The organism is Microbacterium awajiense (assembly GCF_039536545.1).
Taxonomy (GTDB): Bacteria; Actinomycetota; Actinomycetes; order Actinomycetales; family Microbacteriaceae; genus Microbacterium; species Microbacterium awajiense.
This window is the reverse complement of the sequence record NZ_BAAAYU010000005.1, coordinates 1,271,229-1,291,022: the sequence shown is the minus strand read 5'-3', so window position 1 is coordinate 1,291,022 and position 19,794 is coordinate 1,271,229. Positions and strand designations below refer to the sequence as shown.

Below are 19,794 nucleotides of genomic sequence, written 5' to 3'. Positions count from 1 at the left end.
TGGTCACGCCGGGCGGGCGACGACGACCACGTTGTCACGGTACCGCCCGACCGACCAGTCGTACGGCCCGCCGCACGTGATGAGCACGACGGCGTGGTCGCCTGCGCGGGCGAAGATGTCATCGACCGGCAGCTGCGCCTTCTCGTGGAACACGACCGACTCGACGACGTACTGGCGCGGCGTCCCGCGATCGTCCACGACGACGACGCTCGCGCCCGGCGACAGCTCGCGCAACCGTGCCAGCGGCCCGACCGGATACTCCGGCTGATCGACGTGCGCGGCCAGGACGGTGTTGCCCTCCGCGGCGCGCGCGTCGGCCCCGTAGCGATACCACCCCGCGGTGGCGGGGTCGGCGGGCAGAGCCATCTGTCGCGACGGATCGACACCCACCGGCACCACGGGCATGTCGACGTCGATGACGTCGACGCGCAGACGCACCGGCGCGATCGCCTCACGCGCCGGCTGCAGCGCGCTCGAGGTCACCGCGACGTCGACCACTGCTGTCGGCGCCGGTGCCGGAACCGTCGCAGTGGGTGACGGCGCCGCAACGGTTGCGGCGGAGCCGCATGCGGTCAGCACCGTGATGAGCGCGGCCGGAACCGCCACCGCCGTGAGGCGGCGACGGTTCCGGTCGTACCGGCGTGCGCGGTTGCGGATCATGCCCGGTCAGCGGCCTCGCGACGACGGGCGACGAGCAGCGCGGTCACGGCGCCGGCGAGGACGAGCCCGCCTCCGGCGGCCCACAGCAGCGTCGTTCCAGCGGCGTCCTGCTGGGCGAGGTAGCCCGCCGTGCCCGACGGCACGCCGTCGGGGCTGGAGTGGAGCCCCGTCACGGTCTGCACGGCAAGAGCCAGGTTCTCATCCTCGGCGCTGCCCCACGCGTACACGATGGTCAGCTCGCCTTCGGCGACCGTCACGTCGGCCGGGCCGAGCACCGGCTCGGTGGTGCCGGCCAGAGCGACGGCGGCCGGAACGGTTCCCGCAGCGAGGTCGAGGCTGGCCTCGTCCGGGTTGGCGAGGTCGGTGATCACCGCGGTGTCGCCGGCGAGGATGTCGACCGCGGGTGCTGCGGCGACGTGGCGCACAGTCAGGCGACCCTCGCCCGCGGCGGTCGCGGACGTGTCGTTGACGAACGGCGTGAGTGTCGGCTCGCCCGACTCGCTGAGGTGCGCGACGGCGGTGTAGTTCACACCGGCATCGAGCGTGAGCGACGCCGGGCCGAGGATCGGAGAGCTCGCGTCCGCGGCGTCCGGAGCGGTGATGGCCACCTCGTAGTCGCCGGCCGGAAGCGAGAGAGGCCCGGCGAGATCGCCCGGGGCGAAGTCGTCGAGGGTGAGATCGCCGTTGACGTAGACGTCGACGGGCGTGTCTGGGATGCCGTGCAGCACCGAGAGGGTGGCCTCGTCGGCGGTGGCGTCGGCGCTCGCGGGCATCGCGATCCCGAGGGCCGCGACGACGCCTGCGGCGATGCCGGCTGCCGTTGTCTTGCGCATGAGTGTCCTCCTGTGTCCGACGGCAGAGCCGCCGCTGGGTCGTGCACCGGGAGTGGTGCCTTCAGGAGGGTCTTTCCGCGGTCGAGGGGCGCTTGGATGCAGCCGAAGCGAGAAAACTTCGAATCAGCGCGGCTGGGCAGCGAAGAAAGCGAGCGTCGCCGCTGAGATCTGGGCGCGCGCGTCGTCGTGTGAGATGGTCGGGGTCCCGTCGCCGGCCTGCGGTCCGTAGTCGCCGAACTGCGCGTGAGAGGCTCCGTCGATCACGACGAAGACGGTGTCCGGCGGCAGGTCGTCCCGCGACGCGTCGATCTTCGCGGGTGTGGAGAGCCCGTCCTGGCTCCCCGAGACGGACATCGCCGCCGCCGAGAGCGATCCGCTGATGTCGCCGGCGGGGTACGACGCGTACAGCAGCAGGCCGACCGCCGGAGACGAGGCGTCCGCATCGGCGTCGTCGGCCTGGATGGCCGCGAAGGTACCCCCCAGCGAGTGCCCGCCGATGATCCAGGCATCCGCGTCGGGCACCGCCTCACGCGCATCGTCGAGCGCGCCGAGGGCGAGGAAAGCGATGCCCAGCGGCTGCTTCGCGATCACGACGGTGTGGCCGGCCTCGGCGATCGGCCGCAGGACCGCGGCGTACGCTCGCGGATCGACGAGGGCGCCGGGCTGGAAGAGCAGAGCCGGGCCGTCGACCGGCTCTGCCGGGGTCATCACGATGCGGGTCGCCGAGTCGGTCACCGTCACGGTCGCGTCGCCCGCCATCGCGGACACGGCGGGCTCCTCGGCGGAGTACGGGCGCAGCCACGCCATCAGCGCGATCCAGCCGAGCGCCAGCACGATGCCGACGATGCGCAGCGCCCGACGCCAGCCCGGTCGTCGCACGCGCCGACGCAGAGTGAGCATGATGGTCGTGGCAGCGCCGGCCAGGGTCACCGCGAGCAGGATCGCGTACGCCGGATGCCCGTGCACGATGCCGCCCCATTCGGTGACGCACGCCCAGGCGACGACCGCGATCGCGACGACGGCGACGCCGAACGCGACCCACGACACGGCGTCGCGGCGGGGCGCGTACGCGGCATCCGCAGTCGGATCGGGCGCGGGTGCATCCAAACCGGACTCCGCCACGGAATACCCCTTCGCTCCTCGGTGCACACCGAAGGATACCCAGAAGGGACGATCATGCGAGCAACCGACGATGTCTACTCGTACCGCTACACCCGCTACGGCGATGCCGACGTGCTGCACCGCCATCACACGCCGCTGCCCAGTCCGGGCCACGACGAGGTGCTCGTCGAGATCGTCACCTCCGGCATCAACCACATGGAGGTCTTCCTGCGCAACGGCAAGGAGGACACCTGGCACGACGACCCGTGGCCGCGTGCGTCGGGCAGCGACTTCGCCGGCATCGTCCGCCGGGTCGGCACCGGCGTCACCGGGTTCTCGGTCGGCGACGACGTCATCGGCCACGTGCGCACGGGCGCGCATGCCTCGCACCTCGTCGTGCCGACGACGCACCTCGTGCGCAAGCATCGCGGGATCGAGTGGGAGGTCGCGGGCGGACTGTTCCTGGCGGCCGCCACTGCGCTCGACACCCTCGACGACCTGCGGGTCGGCCCGGGCGACACGGTCGTGATCTCAGCCGCGGCGGGCGGCGTCGGCAGCATCGAGGCGCAGGTCGCGCGTCACCGAGGGGCACGCGTGATCGGCACGTGCGGCGAGCGCAACTTCGACTACCTGCGTCAGCTCGGCATCATTCCGGTGCGATACGGCGAGGGCATCGTCGAGCGCATCGCGCGCGTCGCCCACGGACCGGTCACCGCGTTCATCGACAACTTCGGCAGGGATGGCCACGAGGTCGCGGAGGAGCTCGGCGTGCCTGTGGAGCGTTACCGTTCGAGCGAGGACCGCCGTGCCGTCGAACTCGCGCTTCTGCGCGACGACCCCGACTCGATCGCGCATGCGACGCGGATGCTGCAGCAGGCGGCCGACCTCGCGGCCGGCGGTGCGTTCCGGCTGCTCGTATCGGGGCTGTACTCGATCGAAGACGTCGTCGAGGCATACGAAGACCTGCACAAGCTGCATGCCCGCGGCAAGATCGTGCTCGCGACCAACCCGGTGACGCGCGTGCGGACTCTGCGGGCTCGCGAGTTGTTCGAGGCCATGCCGTAGCGGCGAGTCGCGCCGCCCGAGCGTGTTCACTTCTTCCTTAGTGAGAATGATTCTCACTCTCGTGTAGGCTCACCATCGTGGCCCGCGGGCGCATGCCGTTGCATCGCCCGGGTCGCACCCGACACCAAGGAAGGCACCCGCGGGGTGCCCAGCGAGAGGAAACGATGAGACGACACCTGCGCCTGACCACGGCGGCGGCGACGATCGCGGTTGCGCTGACGGCCACCGCCTGCGCGACCCCGGGTGGTGACCCCGCCTCGGCGCCGACCGACGACGCCGCCTCCGTCGCCCCTGAGGGCGGTCGCGTCGCCGTCGCCTACGAGGGCGGCATCGTCGTGCTCGAGGCGGCGACACTCGAAGAGCTGGCCGAGATCGACTCCGAAGAGTTCATCCGGCTGAACCCGTGGGGTGACGGCCGCACGGTCGTGGTGACCACGTCCGAGGGGTTCCACCTGCTCGACACGGCCGAGCCGGCGCTCACCGACCTGGTCTTCGAGGCGGATGCCGCCGGCCACGTCGTGGCCCACCACGGCACGACCGTGCTGTTCGACGACGGCACAGGGGTGTCGACGATCGTCGACACCGACGCGTTCGCCGATGGCTACGCGTCTTTGCCTCGCACCGCCGCCCATACGGCCGATGAGCCGCACCATGGCGTCTCGGTCGTGCTCGACGACGGCACCCTCCTGACCACGATCCCCGATCGCAGTGGCGCCGTCGCCCTCCACCCCCACAACGATCACTACGACGAGCACGCGTCCAGCTCGGACTGCCCCGGCCTCCACGGCGAGGGGACCGCGGCCGACGAGGCCGTCGTCTTCGGCTGCGAGAACGGCGCCCTGCTGTACCACGACGGGGAGTTCGTGAAGCTCGACGCCCCCGACGAGTACGGCCGCATGGGGAACGCCTACGTCTCGGAGACCAGCCCGCTCATCGTCGGCGACTACAAGAGCGACCCTGATGCCGATGGCTACCTGCTCAGCTCGGTGGCCCTCATCGACACCGAGGCCGAGACGTTCGAGGTCGTCGACCTGCCGAACGGTGTGCAGTACACCTGGCGGGGCATCGCACGCGGCCCCGGTGAGCTGGCCTACGTCCTCTCCACCGACGGGCAGATCCACGTGCTCGACCCGAAGACGGGCGCGCTGACCGATGCCTACCCGGTCATCGGCGCGTGGGAGGGTCCGAGCGAATGGCAGAACCCCCACCCCGCCATCAAGGTCGACGGCGACATCGCGTACGTGACCGAGCCCGCCACCGACAGCGTGCACGCGGTCGACCTCACGACCGGCGAGGTCGTGGCATCGGTCGAGCTGCACCACACTCCCAACGAGATCGCGATCGCGCTGGGGTGACCGACCGCGGCGGAGACGGACCAAGGGTGCGGATGCCGACCTCCCGGCATGCGGGATCCGTCTCCGCCGCTCGCGGCGCGGCCGGAAGGCGCCGGCCGCGGCGTGAGCGGAGCGCGCCGCACAGGCCGCCGCTAGCATGGTCGGCATGGCCCAGAAAGCGCTCACCGGCGCCATCCGAGTGGTGAACCCGGCACGGCCTGCACGGTCGGTCCTTCACCTGCTCCTGCGGCGTCCCGGCCGCCTGATCGTGGCGTTCCTCGCCTTCGCGGTGAAGGAGATCCCGCTGTGGTTCCTGCCCGTGGTGACCGCACAGATCATCGACATCGTCGCCACCGGGGGCAGCGTCGAGTCGGTGCTGATCTGGTTCGCCATCGCGTTGGCGCTCCTGCTGCAGAACTACCCCATGCACATCGTGTACACGCGCAACTTCATGACGGTGGTGCGCGACACCGGCGCGAATCTGCGCAACGCCCTGGCCGCGCGCCTGCAGAGCCTGTCGATCGGGTACCACACGCGCGTGAGCTCGTCGATCGTGCAGACCAAGCTCGTGCGCGATGTCGAGAACATCGAGTTGATGCTCCAGCAGGTCACCCATCCACTGCTGTCCGCGACGATGGTGATGGTCGGCGCGGTCACGATGACGGCGATCGAGGTGCCGCAGTTCCTGCCCGTGTACGCGCTGGCCGTGCCGATCGCGATCGGCATCCGCTTCGGACTTCGCAATAGATCGCGCCAACGCAATGAAACGTTTCGCCGCGAGGTCGAGACCCTGTCCGCGCGGGTCGGCGAGATGGCATCCCTCATTCCCGTCACACGCGCGCACGGGCTCGAGCAGACGGCCGTCACCCGCGTCGCAACGGGCGCCGACGGCGTGCGGCGCGCCGGACTCCACCTCGACATGCTCAACGGCCATGTCGCATCGATCTCATGGGTGGCGATGCAGATACTGGGCCTCGGATGCCTCGTACTGGCAGCCGTGTTCTCACTCACGGGTGTGCTGCCGATCACCCCGGGGCAGGTCGTGCTGCTCTCGGCGTACTTCACGCTGCTGACCGGTGGCCTCACGCAGTTGCTCATGCTCATCCCCGTCGGCGCACGCGGACTCGAGTCGATGCGCTCGATCTCAGAGGTGCTGCAGGAGCCCGACCTCGAGCTGAACGAGGGCAAGCGCGCCGTCGAGAGCGTGGGGGGACGCCTCGAGCTCGACCACGTCTCGCACCGCTACGAGGGCGCGGACCGCGACGCGCTGCACGACATCTCACTGCTGATCCCGCCCGGCGAGACGGTCGCCTTCGTCGGCTCGTCGGGCTCGGGCAAGTCGACGATGCTCAACCTCGTGCTCGGCTTCGTGCGCCCCACGTCGGGGCGCATCCTGCTCGACGGTGCCGACATGCAGGAGCTCGACCTGCGGACGGTGCGCCGCTCGGTGTCGGTCGTGCCGCAGGAGTCGGTGCTGTTCGAGGGCAGCATCCGCGAGAACATCGCGTACGGGCTCGACGACGTCGACGAGGATCGGCTGCGGGCGGCGCTGGCCGACGCGAATGCGGCAGAGTTCGTCGACGCCCTGCCCGAAGGGTGGCACACCGTGGTCGGTCAGCGCGGAGCCCGACTGTCGGGAGGCCAACGGCAGCGGCTCGCGATCGCGCGCGCGCTCGTGCGCGACCCGCGCATCCTGCTGCTCGACGAAGCGACATCGGCGCTCGACCCCGAGTCCGAGGCCCTCGTGAAGGAGGCGCTCGACCGGCTGATGCGCGGGCGCACGACCCTCGTGGTCGCCCACCGGCTCTCGACGATCCGCGGGGCCGACCGCATCGTCGTGCTCGATCACGGCCGGATCGTCGAGATCGGAGCGCACGACGACCTTCTCGGCCGATCGGGGCGCTACGCCCGACTGCACGCGACGCAGGCCGGAGTCGATTCCTGACGACGGCTGTCGTGCCGCCTATCGGCCCGGTCGTGACCGGACTGTGATGAATCGTTCAAGTTTTGGCTTGCGAAACGTTTTTCCTCGGGGTACCGTTGTGGGCAAGCGCTTTCCAGAGCACCAGGAGCAGCGCACACCGCAAGATACGGACAATGAACGTCACACGCGGAAGAACGCAGACGTTCGCCGTCGCGTGCGCACTGCTCGCGCTGGCCGGCCTGTGGACCCCCGAGCACGGCTGGCGCGGGGCGCTCGTCCGGCTCGGCGGCGAGCTCGTCACGCTCATCAACCACGGCGACGACCCGGCCGCCGTCGCCGTCGCCGGCACGAACGCCGAGAGCGGCGATGCCGTCGACGTCATCGAACTCGCGCCCCAGGGGGTCGCGTTCGTCCGGGTGCCCGTCCGGACATCAGTCAGTGCAACGTTGTAGATCACCTCTTTACAACGTAGTAACTTCGGGGCTAGCCTGGCGCCGACGGACGCCCCCTCGCGTCCTCAGACCATTCGAGGAGGATTGGTGATGCAACGCAGTCAACAAGGGCACGACGTTCGGGCCCGGGACAGCCGCCGGTCGACGGGAGTGAAGACGATCGGAGTCCTCGCGCTGTCGACGGCCCTGGCGCTCGGCCTCACGGCGATGCCCGCCCAGGCCGATGACCACCTGACGCCGGGACCGACCGTCTACGCCGACCCCGAATCGCCCACGGGCTACACGGGCCGCTTCGTCTACTACAACCCGGACGCGACCAGTGTGCGGTTCGTGGCCGACATCCTGCTGCGCAACTGGGCGGACCGGACCGACCCGACGGTCTACCAGCCTTCGGCGTACGAGCCGGGCCTCATGCGCGGCGGCGGCGGGTACGACGTGGAGATGACCGAGGTCGAGGACGGTTACTGGGTTACCGAGGTGCCGCTCGCGGCCGGGGCCAACCAGTACTGGTTCTACGTGAACAACAACACGAACGCCTGGCTCGCCGACCCGGCGAACTCGCCGATCTTCGCGCCGGACGGAATCTCGTTCCCCTCGCGTCGCGCGTTCAACAAGGTGTTCGTGCCGTACGACGCAGAGAAGCAGGACTTCGAGCCCCTCGCCGCCCGGCAGATCGAGCTCCCCCGCGAAGACTCGGCGAAGGGATCGTGGAGCTACGTCGAGATCCCGGATCTGCCTCCGCTGAACGGCGTCACGCGCACCATGGGCGTCTACCTCCCGCCGGATTACGACCCGAACCGCGCCGAGCCGTACAAGACGATCTACATGCAGCACGGCGGCGGTCAGGACCAGTCCGACTGGATGAACATGGGCAACGTCCCGGTCATCATGGACAATCTGCTCGACGACGGCACCACCGAGCCCGCGGTCGTCATCACGACGAACACGAACTACCTCGGCGCGTCGAACCAGGGGTATCCCAACCTGCGCAACATCGTGATCCCCTTCGTCGAGGCGAACTACAACGTCTCGACCGAGGCGATCGACCGGGCGTTCGCGGGCCTGTCGGCGGGTTCGTTCGCCACGCAGAACATCATGCGATTCGACACCCTGCGGTTCGGGTACTACGGTCCCTGGAGCGGTGGCATCTCGGTGCCGGCGAGCACGGTGGACATCGACAAGCCGTACATCCACTACGGCGGCGGGGCGTGGGACTTCGGTCTGCCCAACGCGAACACCGTGAACAACCTCGACAACGTCGCGTTCGTCGAGAACACGGTGGTCGCGGGTGCGCACGACTTCAACGCCTGGAACCAGTTGTTCTCCATCTGGGCGCGTGACTACCTCTGGCACCCCGAGGCGTTCATCCAGGACGAGATCGGGCAGCTGAAGGACAACGTCGCGGCGACGAGCCTGAACAAGGGCAACAAGAACGCCCTCACCGTCAAGCTCGACCAGACGCTCAAGCTCATCGCGAAGGGCAACAGCGTCGAGGCGCTCGAGGTGCTCGACGGATACACCGACCAGGTGGCCGCCTTCGTCGCCAACGGCAAGGTGACCGAGGAGCAGGCGGTGGGGCTCAACGACCTCGCCGACGACATCCGAGGCAACCTGACCTTCTGGCTGGAGTAATCATCCGCTGATCGGAAGGATCGCCGGCGGGTCCTCGCCCCGCCGGCGATCCTTCTGTGCAGCCGCCCGCAGATGCGGGCGAGAGGCGTATCTCAGGCGCGCGGCGCTGCGGTGGAGTCGCGGACCACCAGCGAGGTCGTCAGCTCGACGCGCGTGACCTCCGGCGGGACCTCCTCGAGCAGCCGCAGGACGAGCCCCGTCGCCTGTTCCGCCATCTCGCGCAGCGGCTGATGGATCGTCGTCAGCCGGGGACTGGTCAGATCCGCGATCGCGAGGTCGTCGAATCCCACGACCGAGAGATCGCGAGGAACGGACAGCCCGAGCGCGGCCGCCGCGTGCAGCACACCGAGGGCCTGCAGATCGTTCCCCGCGAAGATGGCCGTCGGCCGGCTCGCCGAGCGCAGCAGGTCGAGCGCGTGCTGCTCCCCGCCTTCGCGGCGGAAGTCCCCGTGGCGGATCCAGCCCGGATCCACGGCGACTCCCGCCGAGGTCATCGCCGCCCGGTACCCGTCGAGGCGCGCCAGCGAGCACATGACGTGCTCGGGGCCGGTGATCGCCGCGATGCGGCGATGGCCGAGCCCGAGAAGATGGCGCGTCGCAGCGAGCCCGCCGGACCAGTTCGCCGAGCCGACGGACGGGATGCCCGGTGCCGGGTCGCCGGCCGGATCGATGATCACGAAAGGGATGCCGCGGGCCTTCAGCCGTTCGCGCCCTTCGCGCGGCACGTCGGCGAGGAGGAGGATGATCCCCGTCGGGCCACGACGGACCACGGCGTCCAGCCACTCCGGTCCAGGGGCGTGCCGGTCTCCGCTGACCGACAGCGAGATGGCCAGGCCCACTTCGGCCGCGCTCTCGCGGACGCCTTCGATGATCGCGAGCGCCCAGTCGCCCTCCAGCTCGTGGAGCACGATCTCGATGTACTCGCGTCTCTGCCGGCTCCTCCGGCGCCGGTATCCGCTCTGGCGGAGCTGCTCTTCGACGAGCGCACGTGTGGTCGTCGACACATCGGCGGCGCCGTTGAGCACCTTCGAGATCGTCGTCATCGAGACCCCCGTCTGCGCGGCGATCTCCTTGAGGGTCACCCGTCTGGTCTGGCCCATCTCACCACCGGAGCTCAGCGCGCGGCACGACGCAGAATGGTCGCCAGGCCCTCCCGCAGGCGGCAGTTGCGGAACGAGAAGGCGTCGGCGAGCGCTTCGGCCTCGTCGGGTTCCACGCCGGTGAATGCCGCGGCGAACTCGTCCACCATCGCCTCGGCGAGCATGACGTGACGGACGTGCCCGTGGATCCAGCGACGCGCACCCCAGGGGTAGGGCTGGAACGAGGGGAACTCCTTCTCGAACAGTCGCTCGATCGGCTCGAGGATCTTGCGCACCCCGGCATCCGTCGACCCCCATGAGTCCACACCCAGCCGATCCTTCTTCTCCACGACCGGAGCGATGCGGCGTATGTAGTCGGACCCGGGGTCGACCGTGACGACACCCTGCAGCCCGATGTCCTTGTAGGTCCACAGCGCCCAGCTCGCGTCGTACCTGTCGAAGATCTCGAGCTGGTCCTCGAGCAGTCGGTACCGCTGCTCGTCCTTCGCGCTGTCGCCGGTGTAGACCGGGCCGAACTCCCCCACCCAGATGGGGGTGCCCGTCTCGCGCATGTAGGCAGTGCGTTCAAGGAACGTCTGCTCGACGCGATCCCGATCGACGAACTGACCGCGCGAGAACCCCGGATACGGACCGCCGTCGACGAAGCCGGGAAGCGCATAGTCGTGCGCGGTGTAGACCGTGTTGGGCAGCGGGTCGCCGAGCTGGTCGAACTGCGTCGAGTAGCGGTTCCCGTCGAGGAACAGGATGTGATCCGGATCGACGGCGCGGATGGCGGCCTCGAGCCGCCGGTAGAACGGGCCGATCGTCGTCCCGTGAGCGTCGCCCGGTTCGTTGATGGGGTTGTAGCCGGCGACCCAGGGATTCCCTCGATAGTGCTCGGCGAGGTGCTCCCACAGATTGACGACCCGGTCCTGGAACTGGCGCTGAGCCCAGAAGTGCGCCCACTGGGTGGGATTGTCGCTGTGCCAGTGCTGGTTCTGGGCGCCCGGAAGGGCATGCAGATCCAGGATCGTGTAGATGCCGTGACGGGCGCAGGAGTCCACCACGCGGTCGAGGACCGCGAACCCCTCCTCCCTGATGTGGAAGGGCGCGTCGTCGCTCTCGAAGTGGCGGTAGTTGAAGGGGATCCGCAGCGAATTCAGCCCGAGCGACTGGAGGAACGCCGCGTCCTCATCGGTGAAGAACTCGGCGAGGAATCGGGCGAAGAAGCGCTCGTAGCCCTCATCGCCGAGGACCCGCCGCAGCGCGCGGCGCTGCTGCGACTCGGCGCCGGCGTAGCCCGTGATGAAGTTCTCCATGTTCATCCAGCCGCCGAGCCCGAAGCCCTTCAGCGTGACAGGGGTCTCTCCGTCGACGATGCGCGCACCGTCGACCCGGAGCATGTTCGATTGCGTCATCCTCTTCCCCTCTCGGGCCGCTCACAACACCCGCCGATGCCGCCCGTCAAGACAGCGTCAGCGCGGTCCACGAGACCGGCGGGAGCGTGATCGTGACCGCTCCCGCGGCGATCTGCGCGGAATCGTTCACGCGCGGACAGACGCGCTTCGGATCGTCGAGTGTGTTGGCGGCGTGGATGTCGTCGTCGAACAGCGACACGGCCTCGGTGCGATCGACGACCCCGAGCGCACGGGTGTCGATCTCGAGGGTCACCTCCTCGCTGAGACTGCGGTTGACGGCGAAGATCGTGGTCCCGCCCTCGTCGTGGGTCGCGACAGCGTCGACGAGCGAGACGTCTCCGTACTCCTGCGTGGAGTAGGTCGGCGTGTCGAGTCGGAGTTCCAGCGCCGTGCCGCGCGCGAGCTGCGAGGTCAGCGAGAACGGGAAGAACGTCGTCTGCTTCCATGCCGGGCCGCCCGGCTCGGTCATGATCGGCGCGATCACGTTGACGAGCTGCGCGAGGCTCGCCGCCGTGACGCGATCGGCGTGACGGATCAGAGAGATCAGCAGGTTGCCGAAGACGACGGCATCGAGGACCGAGTACGAGTCCTCGAGCAGGCGAGGGGCCACCGGCCAGCTGTGCACGTCGGTGATCCGGTCGACCTCGTGGTAGCGCGACTGGTACCAGACGTTCCACTCGTCGAATGAGATGTTGATCGTCTTGTCACTGCGCAGGACCGCCTTGACCGAGTCTGCAGTGGCCACGACCGCATCGATGAAGCGGTCCATGTTCACGGCGGAGGCGAGGAAGCTTCCGTAGTCGTCGCCCTTCGGCTCGTAGTAGGCGTGGCACGAGATGAAGTCGACGCAGTCGTACGTCTTCTCGAGCACGATGCGCTCCCACTCGCCGAAGGTGGGCATGTCGGCGCTGGAGCTGCCGCACACCACGAGTTCCAGGTCGGGATCCACCTGCCGCATGGCCGCCGCCGTCGTCGCCGCCAGCTGCGCATACGCCTCCGCGCTACTGTGTCCGAGCTGCCAGGGCCCGTCCATCTCGTTGCCGAGGCACCACATCCGGATGTCGTAGGGCTGACTGCGGCCGTTCGCCACGCGCTGGTCGGCCCAATGCGTGCCTGAGCCGAGGTTCGCGTATTCGAGGACGTCGAGTGCGTCGAGCACGCCACGCGTCCCCAGGTTCACCGCGTACATGAGCTCGGAGTCGACCTTCTGCAACCACGTCGCGAACTCGTCGAGCCCGATCTCGTTCGTCTCGGTGGAGTGCCATGCGAGGTCCAATCGACGAGGACGATCCTCTCGCGGGCCGACCCCGTCCTCCCAGCGGTACCCCGAGACGAAGTTGCCACCCGGGTACCGGATCGTCGAGACCCCCAGCTCTCGCACGAGGTCGATGACATCCGAGCGGAATCCATCCTCGTCGGCGGTCGGATGCGAGGGTTCGTAGATGCCGTCGTAGATGCAGCGACCGAGGTGCTCGGCGAACGAGCCGAACAGGCGTCGGTTGATCGGGCCGACGGTGAAGTGCGGGTCGACGGTGAGATGTGCGCGGATCATGCTTTTCTTTCGGGATCGAGTGGCGCCGGAGCGACGGACCAGGGGCGGGGGTGCTCGGCGATCACGTCACTTGAGACTTCCGATCGCCAGCCCGCCACGCCAGTACTTCTGAAGGCCGAGGAACGCGATGATCAGGGGGATGACCGACACGAGCGAGCCGAGCACGATGATGCTCCACAGGCTCTGACCGCCGGCGGCGCCATAGGTCGACGCGGTCGATTGCCAGAGGCCGATCCCGACCGTCACCGGGAACAGCCGGTTGTCCGACAGCATGACCAGTGGCAGGAAGTAGTTGTTCCACGAGGCGACCACCGACAGCAGCAGCACCGTCACGATGGCAGGGCGCAGCAGCGGCAGTGCCACGACAAGGAACGAGCGGAACTCCCCCGCGCCGTCGACACGAGCGGCGTCCAGCAGCTCGTCCGGCACGGCGTCGCGCGCGTACACGTTCATGAGGTACACCCCGAACGGGTTGAGCAGCGTGGGGAAGATCACCGCCCAGATCGTGTTCGTCCACCCGACCTGCGCGAAAAGGACGAACGTCGGGATGACGAGCGCCGTCGTCGGCACCATGACCGCGCCGAGCAGGATCGCGAACGAGAGACGCCGACCCGCGAACGAGTACTTCGCGAAGCCGTAGCCCGCGAGCACCGCGAGCACCGTCGCTCCGACGCCGCCGGCGATCGCGTAGAGCGCCGAGTTGGCCAGCCATCGGGCGTAGATCCCGCCGCCATAGGTGAACAGATCGATGAGGTTGGGGATGTAGTTGATGTCGTCGGCGAACCACAGCGCGCTGGTCCCGCCGAAGAGTCCGGCGGAGCTCTTGGAACTGTTGACGATGAGCCACCAGAACGGGATCAGGAAGTAGACCATCAGCAGCGCGAGCACGATGTTCAGCGGCACCCGACCTCGGGTGCGCGGTGCGTTACTACGGCGCTCCAGGGCCTTGCGCGGCCTGCGGCGCGTGTCCGTGAGCTCTACGGGTGTGGCGCTCATGAGAAGAAGCTCCCTCGCTTGCGGGTGGCGAACAGGAAGATGTAGACGCAGATGAACACCACCGCGCCTAGTGCGAAGGAGATCGCGGCTCCGTAGTTGTAGTTGCCGAGCGAGAACGCCTGCTGGTAGGCGTACATGTTCGGAGTGAAGTCGTCGGGGATCGCTCCCGCGGCCAGCTGCTGAAGGATCTTCGGCTCGTTGAAGAACTGCAGCGTGCCGATCAGGGCGAACACCAGGATCAGCAGGAGCGCCGGCGTCACCAGCGGGATCTTGATGCGCCACACGATCTGCCACTGCGATGCACCGTCGATGCGGGCGGCCTCGTACAGGGTCGGGTCGATCCCCTGCAGTGCCGCGTAGAGGATGATCATGTAATAGCCGGCCCATTGCCACGTGACGATGTTCAGCAAGCCGTAAAAAATGAGGCTGCTGCTCAGGAAATCAGGCGCCTGCTGACCAAAACTTTCGAAAATCTCCGCGAGCGGGCCGAAGTTGTCGCTGTAGAGGAACCCCCACATGAGCGCGCCGATGACGGTCGGGATCGCGTACGGCATGAAGATCATGAGTCGCGAGAAGCGGGCGAATCGCGTGACGATGATGTCGAGGATGAGCGCGATCGCGAGCGAGACGGCCATCTGCAGGGGGATCAGCACGAGCGAGAAGCGGATCACGAACAGGGCGCCGTCGAGGAACGACGGGTCGCTGAACGCCTTCGCATAGTTGCCGAAGAGGACGAACCTCGTCCCGCCGATGAGCGATTTCTGGAAGAGGCTGAGATAGAGCGCGTACCCGATCGGGAGGACGAGCAGCGCGAGGAAGATGATGCCGAAGGGGGCGACGAACGCCCAGCCTGTGAGGTTCTGGCGGCGCGTGGTGGATCGTCGGCTCTTCGTCGAGAGGGGACGTTCTGCGGTATCGGTCATGAGTGCTCCGGGTCGCTGGGGGGTGGGCCGGGGCCGGTCCGTGCGAGCACGGACCGGCCCCGAACTCATCTCACTGGGTGACAGTGAACCCTTGCTCCTCCGCGTAGGCGACGACGTCCTCCTGGAGAGCGTCGGCTGCCTCGGAGCCGGTCGCCGAGCCTTCGATGATCGCGGCGATCTGATCGGTGAGCGCGGAGTAGTAGTACTGACCGAGCGGCGTGTAGGTCATTCCCTCGTACGCGTTGGCCGCGGGGACGTAGACATCCTTGTTGGCCTGCTGTCCGTCGAAGAAGGGCACCTCGTAGTTGAGGAACTCCTCCGAATCGAGCACGGTGTTGTTGAGCGGGAAGATGATCTGGTTCTGCCAGCCTTCGTCGAGCGATGCCTGGTCGGCGTAGACGCCGAACGCCACCTTCGCGGCCAGTTCGGGGTTCGACGCCTGACTGGTCACGGCGAACGCCGATCCACCCCAGTTGATGGCGATCGGGCTGTTCGGATCCCACTGCGGCATCGACGCAACGGCCCACACCCCGGCATCCGCGCCTTCACCGACGCCCGCACCCTGGAGGTATCCGGGGGCCCAAGCCGCCGACAGATATGTCGCGTAGTCGCCGTTGATGACGCCGGCGATGTACTCGGGCGTGAACTGGTCCTCCGTGCCCACCAGACCCTGGTCGACCAGGCCGTCCCAGTAGTCCAGGACCTCCTTGATCTCGGGGCTGTTCAGGTTGATCCCGATCTCGCCCTCGTTCGAGGGGTCGTAGGTGAACGGCTGGGCGCCGTTCCCGTAGAAGTACGCCGTCAGCGTCGCGGGCTGGTTCGCCGCGAAGCTCGCGAAGACCGGACCGCCGGCATCCTTCAGCTCCTGCGCGGTCGCCTCCAGCTCATCCCACGTCGTCGGCGGGGTCAGGCCGTACTGGTCGAAGATGTCGGTGCGGTAGATCATGCCCATCGGTCCACCGTCGATCGGCGCGCCGTACACCGCGTCGCCGACCGAGACGTCCTTCCACGCGCCCTCGCTGAAGTTGTCCTTGACGTCCTCGTATCCGAGGTCGGTCAGGTCGATGAGCCCTCCCTGCGCCTGGAAGGGGGCGATCCGGTCGGCCTCGACCATGACGACGTCGGGAGCGCCGCTGCCGGCCGAGATCGCGGTCTGGAGCTTGTCGTACTCCTCGCCGCCGGCGCCGGCGTTCGTCCAGCAGACCTGGACGTCGTCGTTGTTCTCGTTGAAGTTGTCGACGACGGTCTCGGAGTTGGGGTACCACGCCCAGAGCGTCACGACGGGGGCGTCGGGGTTCTTGATCTCGTTGGTGCAGTTGGATGCGTCTCCGCCGCCACCGCCTCCGTCGGTACCGCCACCGCCGTCTCCACCGGAGCAGGCAGCCAGGGCACCCGCGACAGCGAGCGTGGTGATCGCAGCAAGGACTGGTTTCGTCTTCACTGGAGTTCCTTTCGGTTTGCTGGACTTCTTCGTCGGTGCACGACCGCTCCGGACGTCGCGGTCACTCGGGAAGCGACCGGATGCTCCGGTTGGTCTACAACGTTGTAGAGCAACGTTGTAGACACTTTTGCACCGGTGTGGTCGGGTGTCAAGAGACAATCGGAACTTTCCCGTATCCCGAGCGAAAGTTCGGGTGGTCGCCGTCCGCAGCGGAGCTGAGACGAGACCCGACCCCGACCCCGCAACTCTCTCCAACGTTGCATATGCTTCGAGCATCGCTCCCTCACCGACCCGCCTGCCGCCGGTCGCGGCGACCGGAGCGCAGTAGAGTACGTAGAACGTCAGACGGGGAGACGGGAGGGTTGATGGGACCGACGATGCACGATGTCGCCCGCGTCGCGGGCGTCTCGATAAAAACCGTCTCCAACGTCATCAACGACTATCCTCACGTCCGACCGGGCACGCGAGACCGCGTCATCGAGGCGATCGAGCAGCTCGACTACCGGCCCAACCTCTCCGCGCGCGGGCTGCGATCCGGTCGCACCGGCGTCATCGGACTCGCCGTCCCCTCGCTGCGCGAGAACTATTTCGCCGAGCTGGCCGACTCGGTGATCCGCGCGGCCGAGGCGCGCGGCTTGGGCGTCATCGTCGAGCAGACCGGCGGTCAGCGCGACAAGGAGCTCCTCGCCGTCTCGACGAGCCGCCCGCGCTTCCTCGACGGGCTGCTGTTCAGCCCGGTCAGTCTCGGTCAGGAAGACGCCGGGGCGCTCGCCATCGACGGCCCCCTGGTTCTGCTCGGAGAGCGCATCTTCGACGGACCGACCGATCACGTCACCATGCACAACATGTCGTCGGCCCAAGCCGCTGTGCAGCATCTCCTCGAGATCGGTCGTCGACGGATCGCCTTGGTGGGCGCTGATCTGAACGGCATCGACGAGACCAGTTCGGCCAGCCTGCGTCTGAAGGGCTATATGCGCGCCCTCGAAGAAGCGGGCATCGAGATGGATCCCGCGCTGGTGCGCACGACAGAGATGTCGCGGTGGAACAGAGCCGGCGGAGCCGAAGCCGCGCATCTCCTCGTGCGTGACGGCGTCGAGTTCGACGCCGTCTTCGCGCTCAGCGACACACTGGGACTCGGCGTGCTGCGCGCCCTCGGCGAGGAGAACCTGCGCGTGCCCGACGACGTCGCGGTCATCGGCTTCGACAACATCGATGAGAGCAACTACTCCGTACCGTCGATGACGACCGTCGACCCGGGGCGGGAGGAGATCGCCGTCCTCGCAGTGGACCGGCTGATCGAACGCATCAGCGAGAAGACCGCCGATCGGCGACCGCCCGAGACCGTCAAACCGGAGTTCCGCATCGTCAAGCGAGAGTCGACGGGCTTCCCGACGATCGAGGGCGAATAGGGCACTCCCGCGGATCGGCGGAACCCACCATCGCGCGCGGTTCACAACGTTGCAAACTCGCTATTTACAACGTGATGAAGCGTGCTCGACTCTGACCTCGGCGAGCGGCCCTGAACGCTCGACGGCTGTTCGAGGAGGAAAAGTGATGAATGGTCTGTTCACCCGTCGCGAAGCACGCGACGAGATCACCGGGGCCGCCCCGCGGCGACTGTGGAAGTCGGCTGCAGCGGTGGGTCTCGCGTTCGTGCTCGCCGTCGGCACCGTGCCCGCCGTGGCCCAGGCCGATGAGGTAGATCTCACGCCCGGTCCGACGATCGTCGAGGACCCGAATTCGCCTACGGGCTACACGGGACACTTCGTGTACTACAACCCGACCGCGACGAGCGTGCGCTTCGTCGCCGACATCCTCTTGAAGATTGGGAGAACCCTTCCGCGACGCGGGTGTACCAGCCGTCCGAGTACCGCCCGGGCCTGATGAGAGGGGCTGGCGCGTACGACGTCCAGATGACGAACGTCGGTGATGGCTACTGGGTGCACGATGTACCGCTCGCCGCCGTCGTCAACCAGTACTGGTTCTACGTCAACAACAACACGCAGGCGTGGATCGTCGACCCCGCGAACCCGCCCATCTACGCGCCGGACGGTCTCACCGGCAACGCGCGCCGGGCCTTCAATGCCGTATACGTGCCGTACGACGCGGAGAAGCAGAACTACGCGCCCCTCGCCGAGCGCGTGATCGCGAACCCTCGGCCCGACACGGCCAAGGGCACCTGGAGCTACGTGCCGATCCAGATCGGCGCGGCTACCCGCACACTCGGCGTCTACCTGCCCCCGGGCTACGACCCCGACCGTGAGAAGCCGTACAAGACGATCTATCTCCAGCATGGCAGCGGTCAGGACCAGTCCGACTGGCTCAACATCGGCAGCGTCCCGATCATCATGGACAACCTGCTCCAGGACGGCCTCACCGAACCCGCCGTCGTCGTGACGACGAATTCGCAGTACCTGGGCGGCAACGCGTCCAGCAACCTGACGACGACCATCGTCCCCTTCGTCGAGAACAACTACAACGTGTCGACCGACCGGATGGACCGTGCGTTCGCGGGCCTGTCGATGGGGGCATCGACCACCACCGCCATCATCAACAACAACCCGCTGCGGTTCGGCTACTACGGCATCTGGAGCTTCCGTGCCGGCGTGAACGTCAACACGCCGAACCTCGACCAGGCGTATGTGCACATCGGATGCGGGGTGTGGGACAACCTCAACCTGTGCCCGACGGCCTCGCAGCTCGCGGCGCTCGACGGCAAGGTCAACTACAAGTACTCGCTCATCGCGGGCGGACACGACTTCAACGCCTGGCCTCAGCTCTTCGCGATCTTCGCGAAGGACTTCCTGTGGCAGCGAGGAGCCTTCGTCAACGGAGCCCCGGTGTTCACCACCGGCGGTGAGACGCAGACGGTGGACGAGAACCGAACTCTGGAGTTCGGCGTCGAGGCGACGGATCCCGACGGCGACGCGATCACGTACAGCGCGTCGGGCCTGCCGGCGGGCGCGACCTTCGACCCCGCGACGCAGCAGTTCGCGTGGACGCCCGACTACACCCAGTCCGGCGACTACACGGTGACGTTCACCGCGAGCGATGGCGACGAGTCCTACAGCCTGTCGTCGACCAAGACCGTCACGATCTCGGTCCGAGATGTCACCGTGACCGAGCAGCTCTCCGGACTCGAGGACGCTGTCGCCGCCCTGGGCGTCAACGGCGGGGTGAAGAACGCGCTGACCGTGAAGATCGATCAGGCCGACAAGCTGCTGGACAAGGGGAAGACCGCCGAAGCGGTGGCATTGCTCTCGTCCGACTTCACGGGCCAGGTCGCGTCGCTCCTGGCCGAGGGGAAGCTGACCGCCGCGCAGGCAGCCGCGCTGACGACGGCAGCCCAGGAAGCGGTGCTCAACATCACCTCCTGACGAGCCG

At 67.8% G+C, this 19,794-nt stretch carries 17 protein-coding genes; 8 read left to right on the top strand and 9 right to left on the bottom strand.

Annotation, left to right across the window (positions count from 1 at the left end):
* Nucleotides 1-3: 3 nt before the first annotated feature.
* The 3 genes from ABD663_RS12645 to ABD663_RS12635 all read right to left on the bottom strand — a co-directional run bounded on the left by ABD663_RS12645 (nt 4) and on the right by ABD663_RS12635 (nt 2,615).
* Nucleotides 4-660, bottom strand: a complete 657-nt coding sequence (locus ABD663_RS12645) for a class F sortase (protein ID WP_344739085.1) — start codon at nt 658-660, stop codon at nt 4-6.
* The gene (locus ABD663_RS12640) at nt 657-1,493 is read right to left on the bottom strand and encodes a DUF4397 domain-containing protein (RefSeq protein WP_344739083.1); all 837 of its coding nucleotides are present in this window, start codon (nt 1,491-1,493) and stop codon (nt 657-659) included. Before ABD663_RS12640 ends, ABD663_RS12645 begins: the two co-directional genes overlap by 4 nt.
* A gap of 123 nt (nt 1,494-1,616) precedes the next feature.
* On the bottom strand, nt 1,617-2,615 hold the full coding sequence (locus ABD663_RS12635) for an alpha/beta hydrolase (RefSeq protein WP_344739081.1): 999 nt from the start codon (nt 2,613-2,615) through the stop codon (nt 1,617-1,619).
* A 54-nt stretch (nt 2,616-2,669) separates the two neighbouring features.
* Between ABD663_RS12635 and ABD663_RS12630 the strand changes: the two genes are divergently transcribed.
* The 5 genes from ABD663_RS12630 to ABD663_RS12610 all read left to right on the top strand — a co-directional run bounded on the left by ABD663_RS12630 (nt 2,670) and on the right by ABD663_RS12610 (nt 9,001).
* Nucleotides 2,670-3,659 carry an NADP-dependent oxidoreductase gene (locus tag ABD663_RS12630; RefSeq protein ID WP_344739079.1) on the top strand — a complete coding sequence of 330 codons (990 nt, stop codon included), beginning with the start codon at nt 2,670-2,672 and terminating at the stop codon, nt 3,657-3,659.
* Between the two features lie 164 nt (nt 3,660-3,823).
* Nucleotides 3,824-5,014, top strand: coding sequence for a zinc metallochaperone AztD (gene aztD / locus ABD663_RS12625; protein WP_344739077.1), 1,191 nt, complete (start codon nt 3,824-3,826; stop codon nt 5,012-5,014).
* 145 nt (nt 5,015-5,159) lie between these two features.
* Nucleotides 5,160-6,938 (top strand): ABC transporter ATP-binding protein, encoded by a 1,779-nt coding sequence (locus ABD663_RS12620; protein WP_344739075.1) that lies wholly within the window; start codon nt 5,160-5,162, stop codon nt 6,936-6,938.
* Nucleotides 6,939-7,090: 152 nt separating this feature from the next.
* A complete protein-coding gene (locus ABD663_RS12615) occupies nt 7,091-7,369 on the top strand; it encodes a hypothetical protein (RefSeq protein ID WP_344739073.1) in 279 nt (92 codons plus the stop codon).
* A 90-nt stretch (nt 7,370-7,459) separates the two neighbouring features.
* On the top strand, nt 7,460-9,001 hold the full coding sequence (locus ABD663_RS12610) for an alpha/beta hydrolase-fold protein (protein ID WP_344739071.1): 1,542 nt from the start codon (nt 7,460-7,462) through the stop codon (nt 8,999-9,001).
* 92 nt (nt 9,002-9,093) lie between these two features.
* Here the strand turns inward: ABD663_RS12610 and ABD663_RS12605 are convergent, their stop codons facing one another.
* The 6 genes from ABD663_RS12605 to ABD663_RS12580 form a co-directional block, all read right to left on the bottom strand.
* Complete coding sequence (locus ABD663_RS12605; protein WP_344739069.1) at nt 9,094-10,101, bottom strand: LacI family DNA-binding transcriptional regulator; 1,008 nt, start codon at nt 10,099-10,101, stop codon at nt 9,094-9,096.
* 14 nt (nt 10,102-10,115) lie between these two features.
* Nucleotides 10,116-11,498, bottom strand: a complete 1,383-nt coding sequence (locus tag ABD663_RS12600) for a glycoside hydrolase family 5 protein (RefSeq protein ID WP_344739067.1) — start codon at nt 11,496-11,498, stop codon at nt 10,116-10,118.
* Between the two features lie 46 nt (nt 11,499-11,544).
* The gene (arfA, locus tag ABD663_RS12595; protein WP_344739065.1) at nt 11,545-13,050 is read right to left on the bottom strand and encodes an arabinosylfuranosidase ArfA; all 1,506 of its coding nucleotides are present in this window, start codon (nt 13,048-13,050) and stop codon (nt 11,545-11,547) included.
* Nucleotides 13,051-13,116: 66 nt separating this feature from the next.
* Nucleotides 13,117-14,046: a carbohydrate ABC transporter permease gene (locus ABD663_RS12590; RefSeq protein WP_344739063.1), complete on the bottom strand. Its 930-nt coding sequence runs from the start codon at nt 14,044-14,046 to the stop codon at nt 13,117-13,119.
* Complete coding sequence (locus ABD663_RS12585; protein WP_344739061.1) at nt 14,043-14,969, bottom strand: carbohydrate ABC transporter permease; 927 nt, start codon at nt 14,967-14,969, stop codon at nt 14,043-14,045. The genes ABD663_RS12590 and ABD663_RS12585 overlap by 4 nt, the downstream gene beginning before the upstream one ends.
* Nucleotides 14,970-15,039: 70 nt before the next feature.
* Nucleotides 15,040-16,410 carry an ABC transporter substrate-binding protein gene (locus ABD663_RS12580; protein WP_344739059.1) on the bottom strand — a complete coding sequence of 457 codons (1,371 nt, stop codon included), beginning with the start codon at nt 16,408-16,410 and terminating at the stop codon, nt 15,040-15,042.
* Nucleotides 16,411-16,787: 377 nt separating this feature from the next.
* Here ABD663_RS12580 and ABD663_RS12575 point away from each other — a divergent pair, with 377 nt between their 5' ends.
* From ABD663_RS12575 to ABD663_RS12565, 3 genes are all read left to right on the top strand, one after another.
* Complete coding sequence (locus ABD663_RS12575; protein WP_344739057.1) at nt 16,788-17,819, top strand: LacI family DNA-binding transcriptional regulator; 1,032 nt, start codon at nt 16,788-16,790, stop codon at nt 17,817-17,819.
* Between the two features lie 145 nt (nt 17,820-17,964).
* Nucleotides 17,965-18,294, top strand: coding sequence for a hypothetical protein (locus ABD663_RS12570; RefSeq protein ID WP_344739055.1), 330 nt, complete (start codon nt 17,965-17,967; stop codon nt 18,292-18,294).
* Nucleotides 18,295-18,323: 29 nt separating this feature from the next.
* Entirely contained in the window at nt 18,324-19,787 is a 1,464-nt protein-coding gene (locus ABD663_RS12565) for an alpha/beta hydrolase (RefSeq protein WP_344739053.1), read from the top strand.
* Nucleotides 19,788-19,794: the final 7 nt, after the last annotated feature.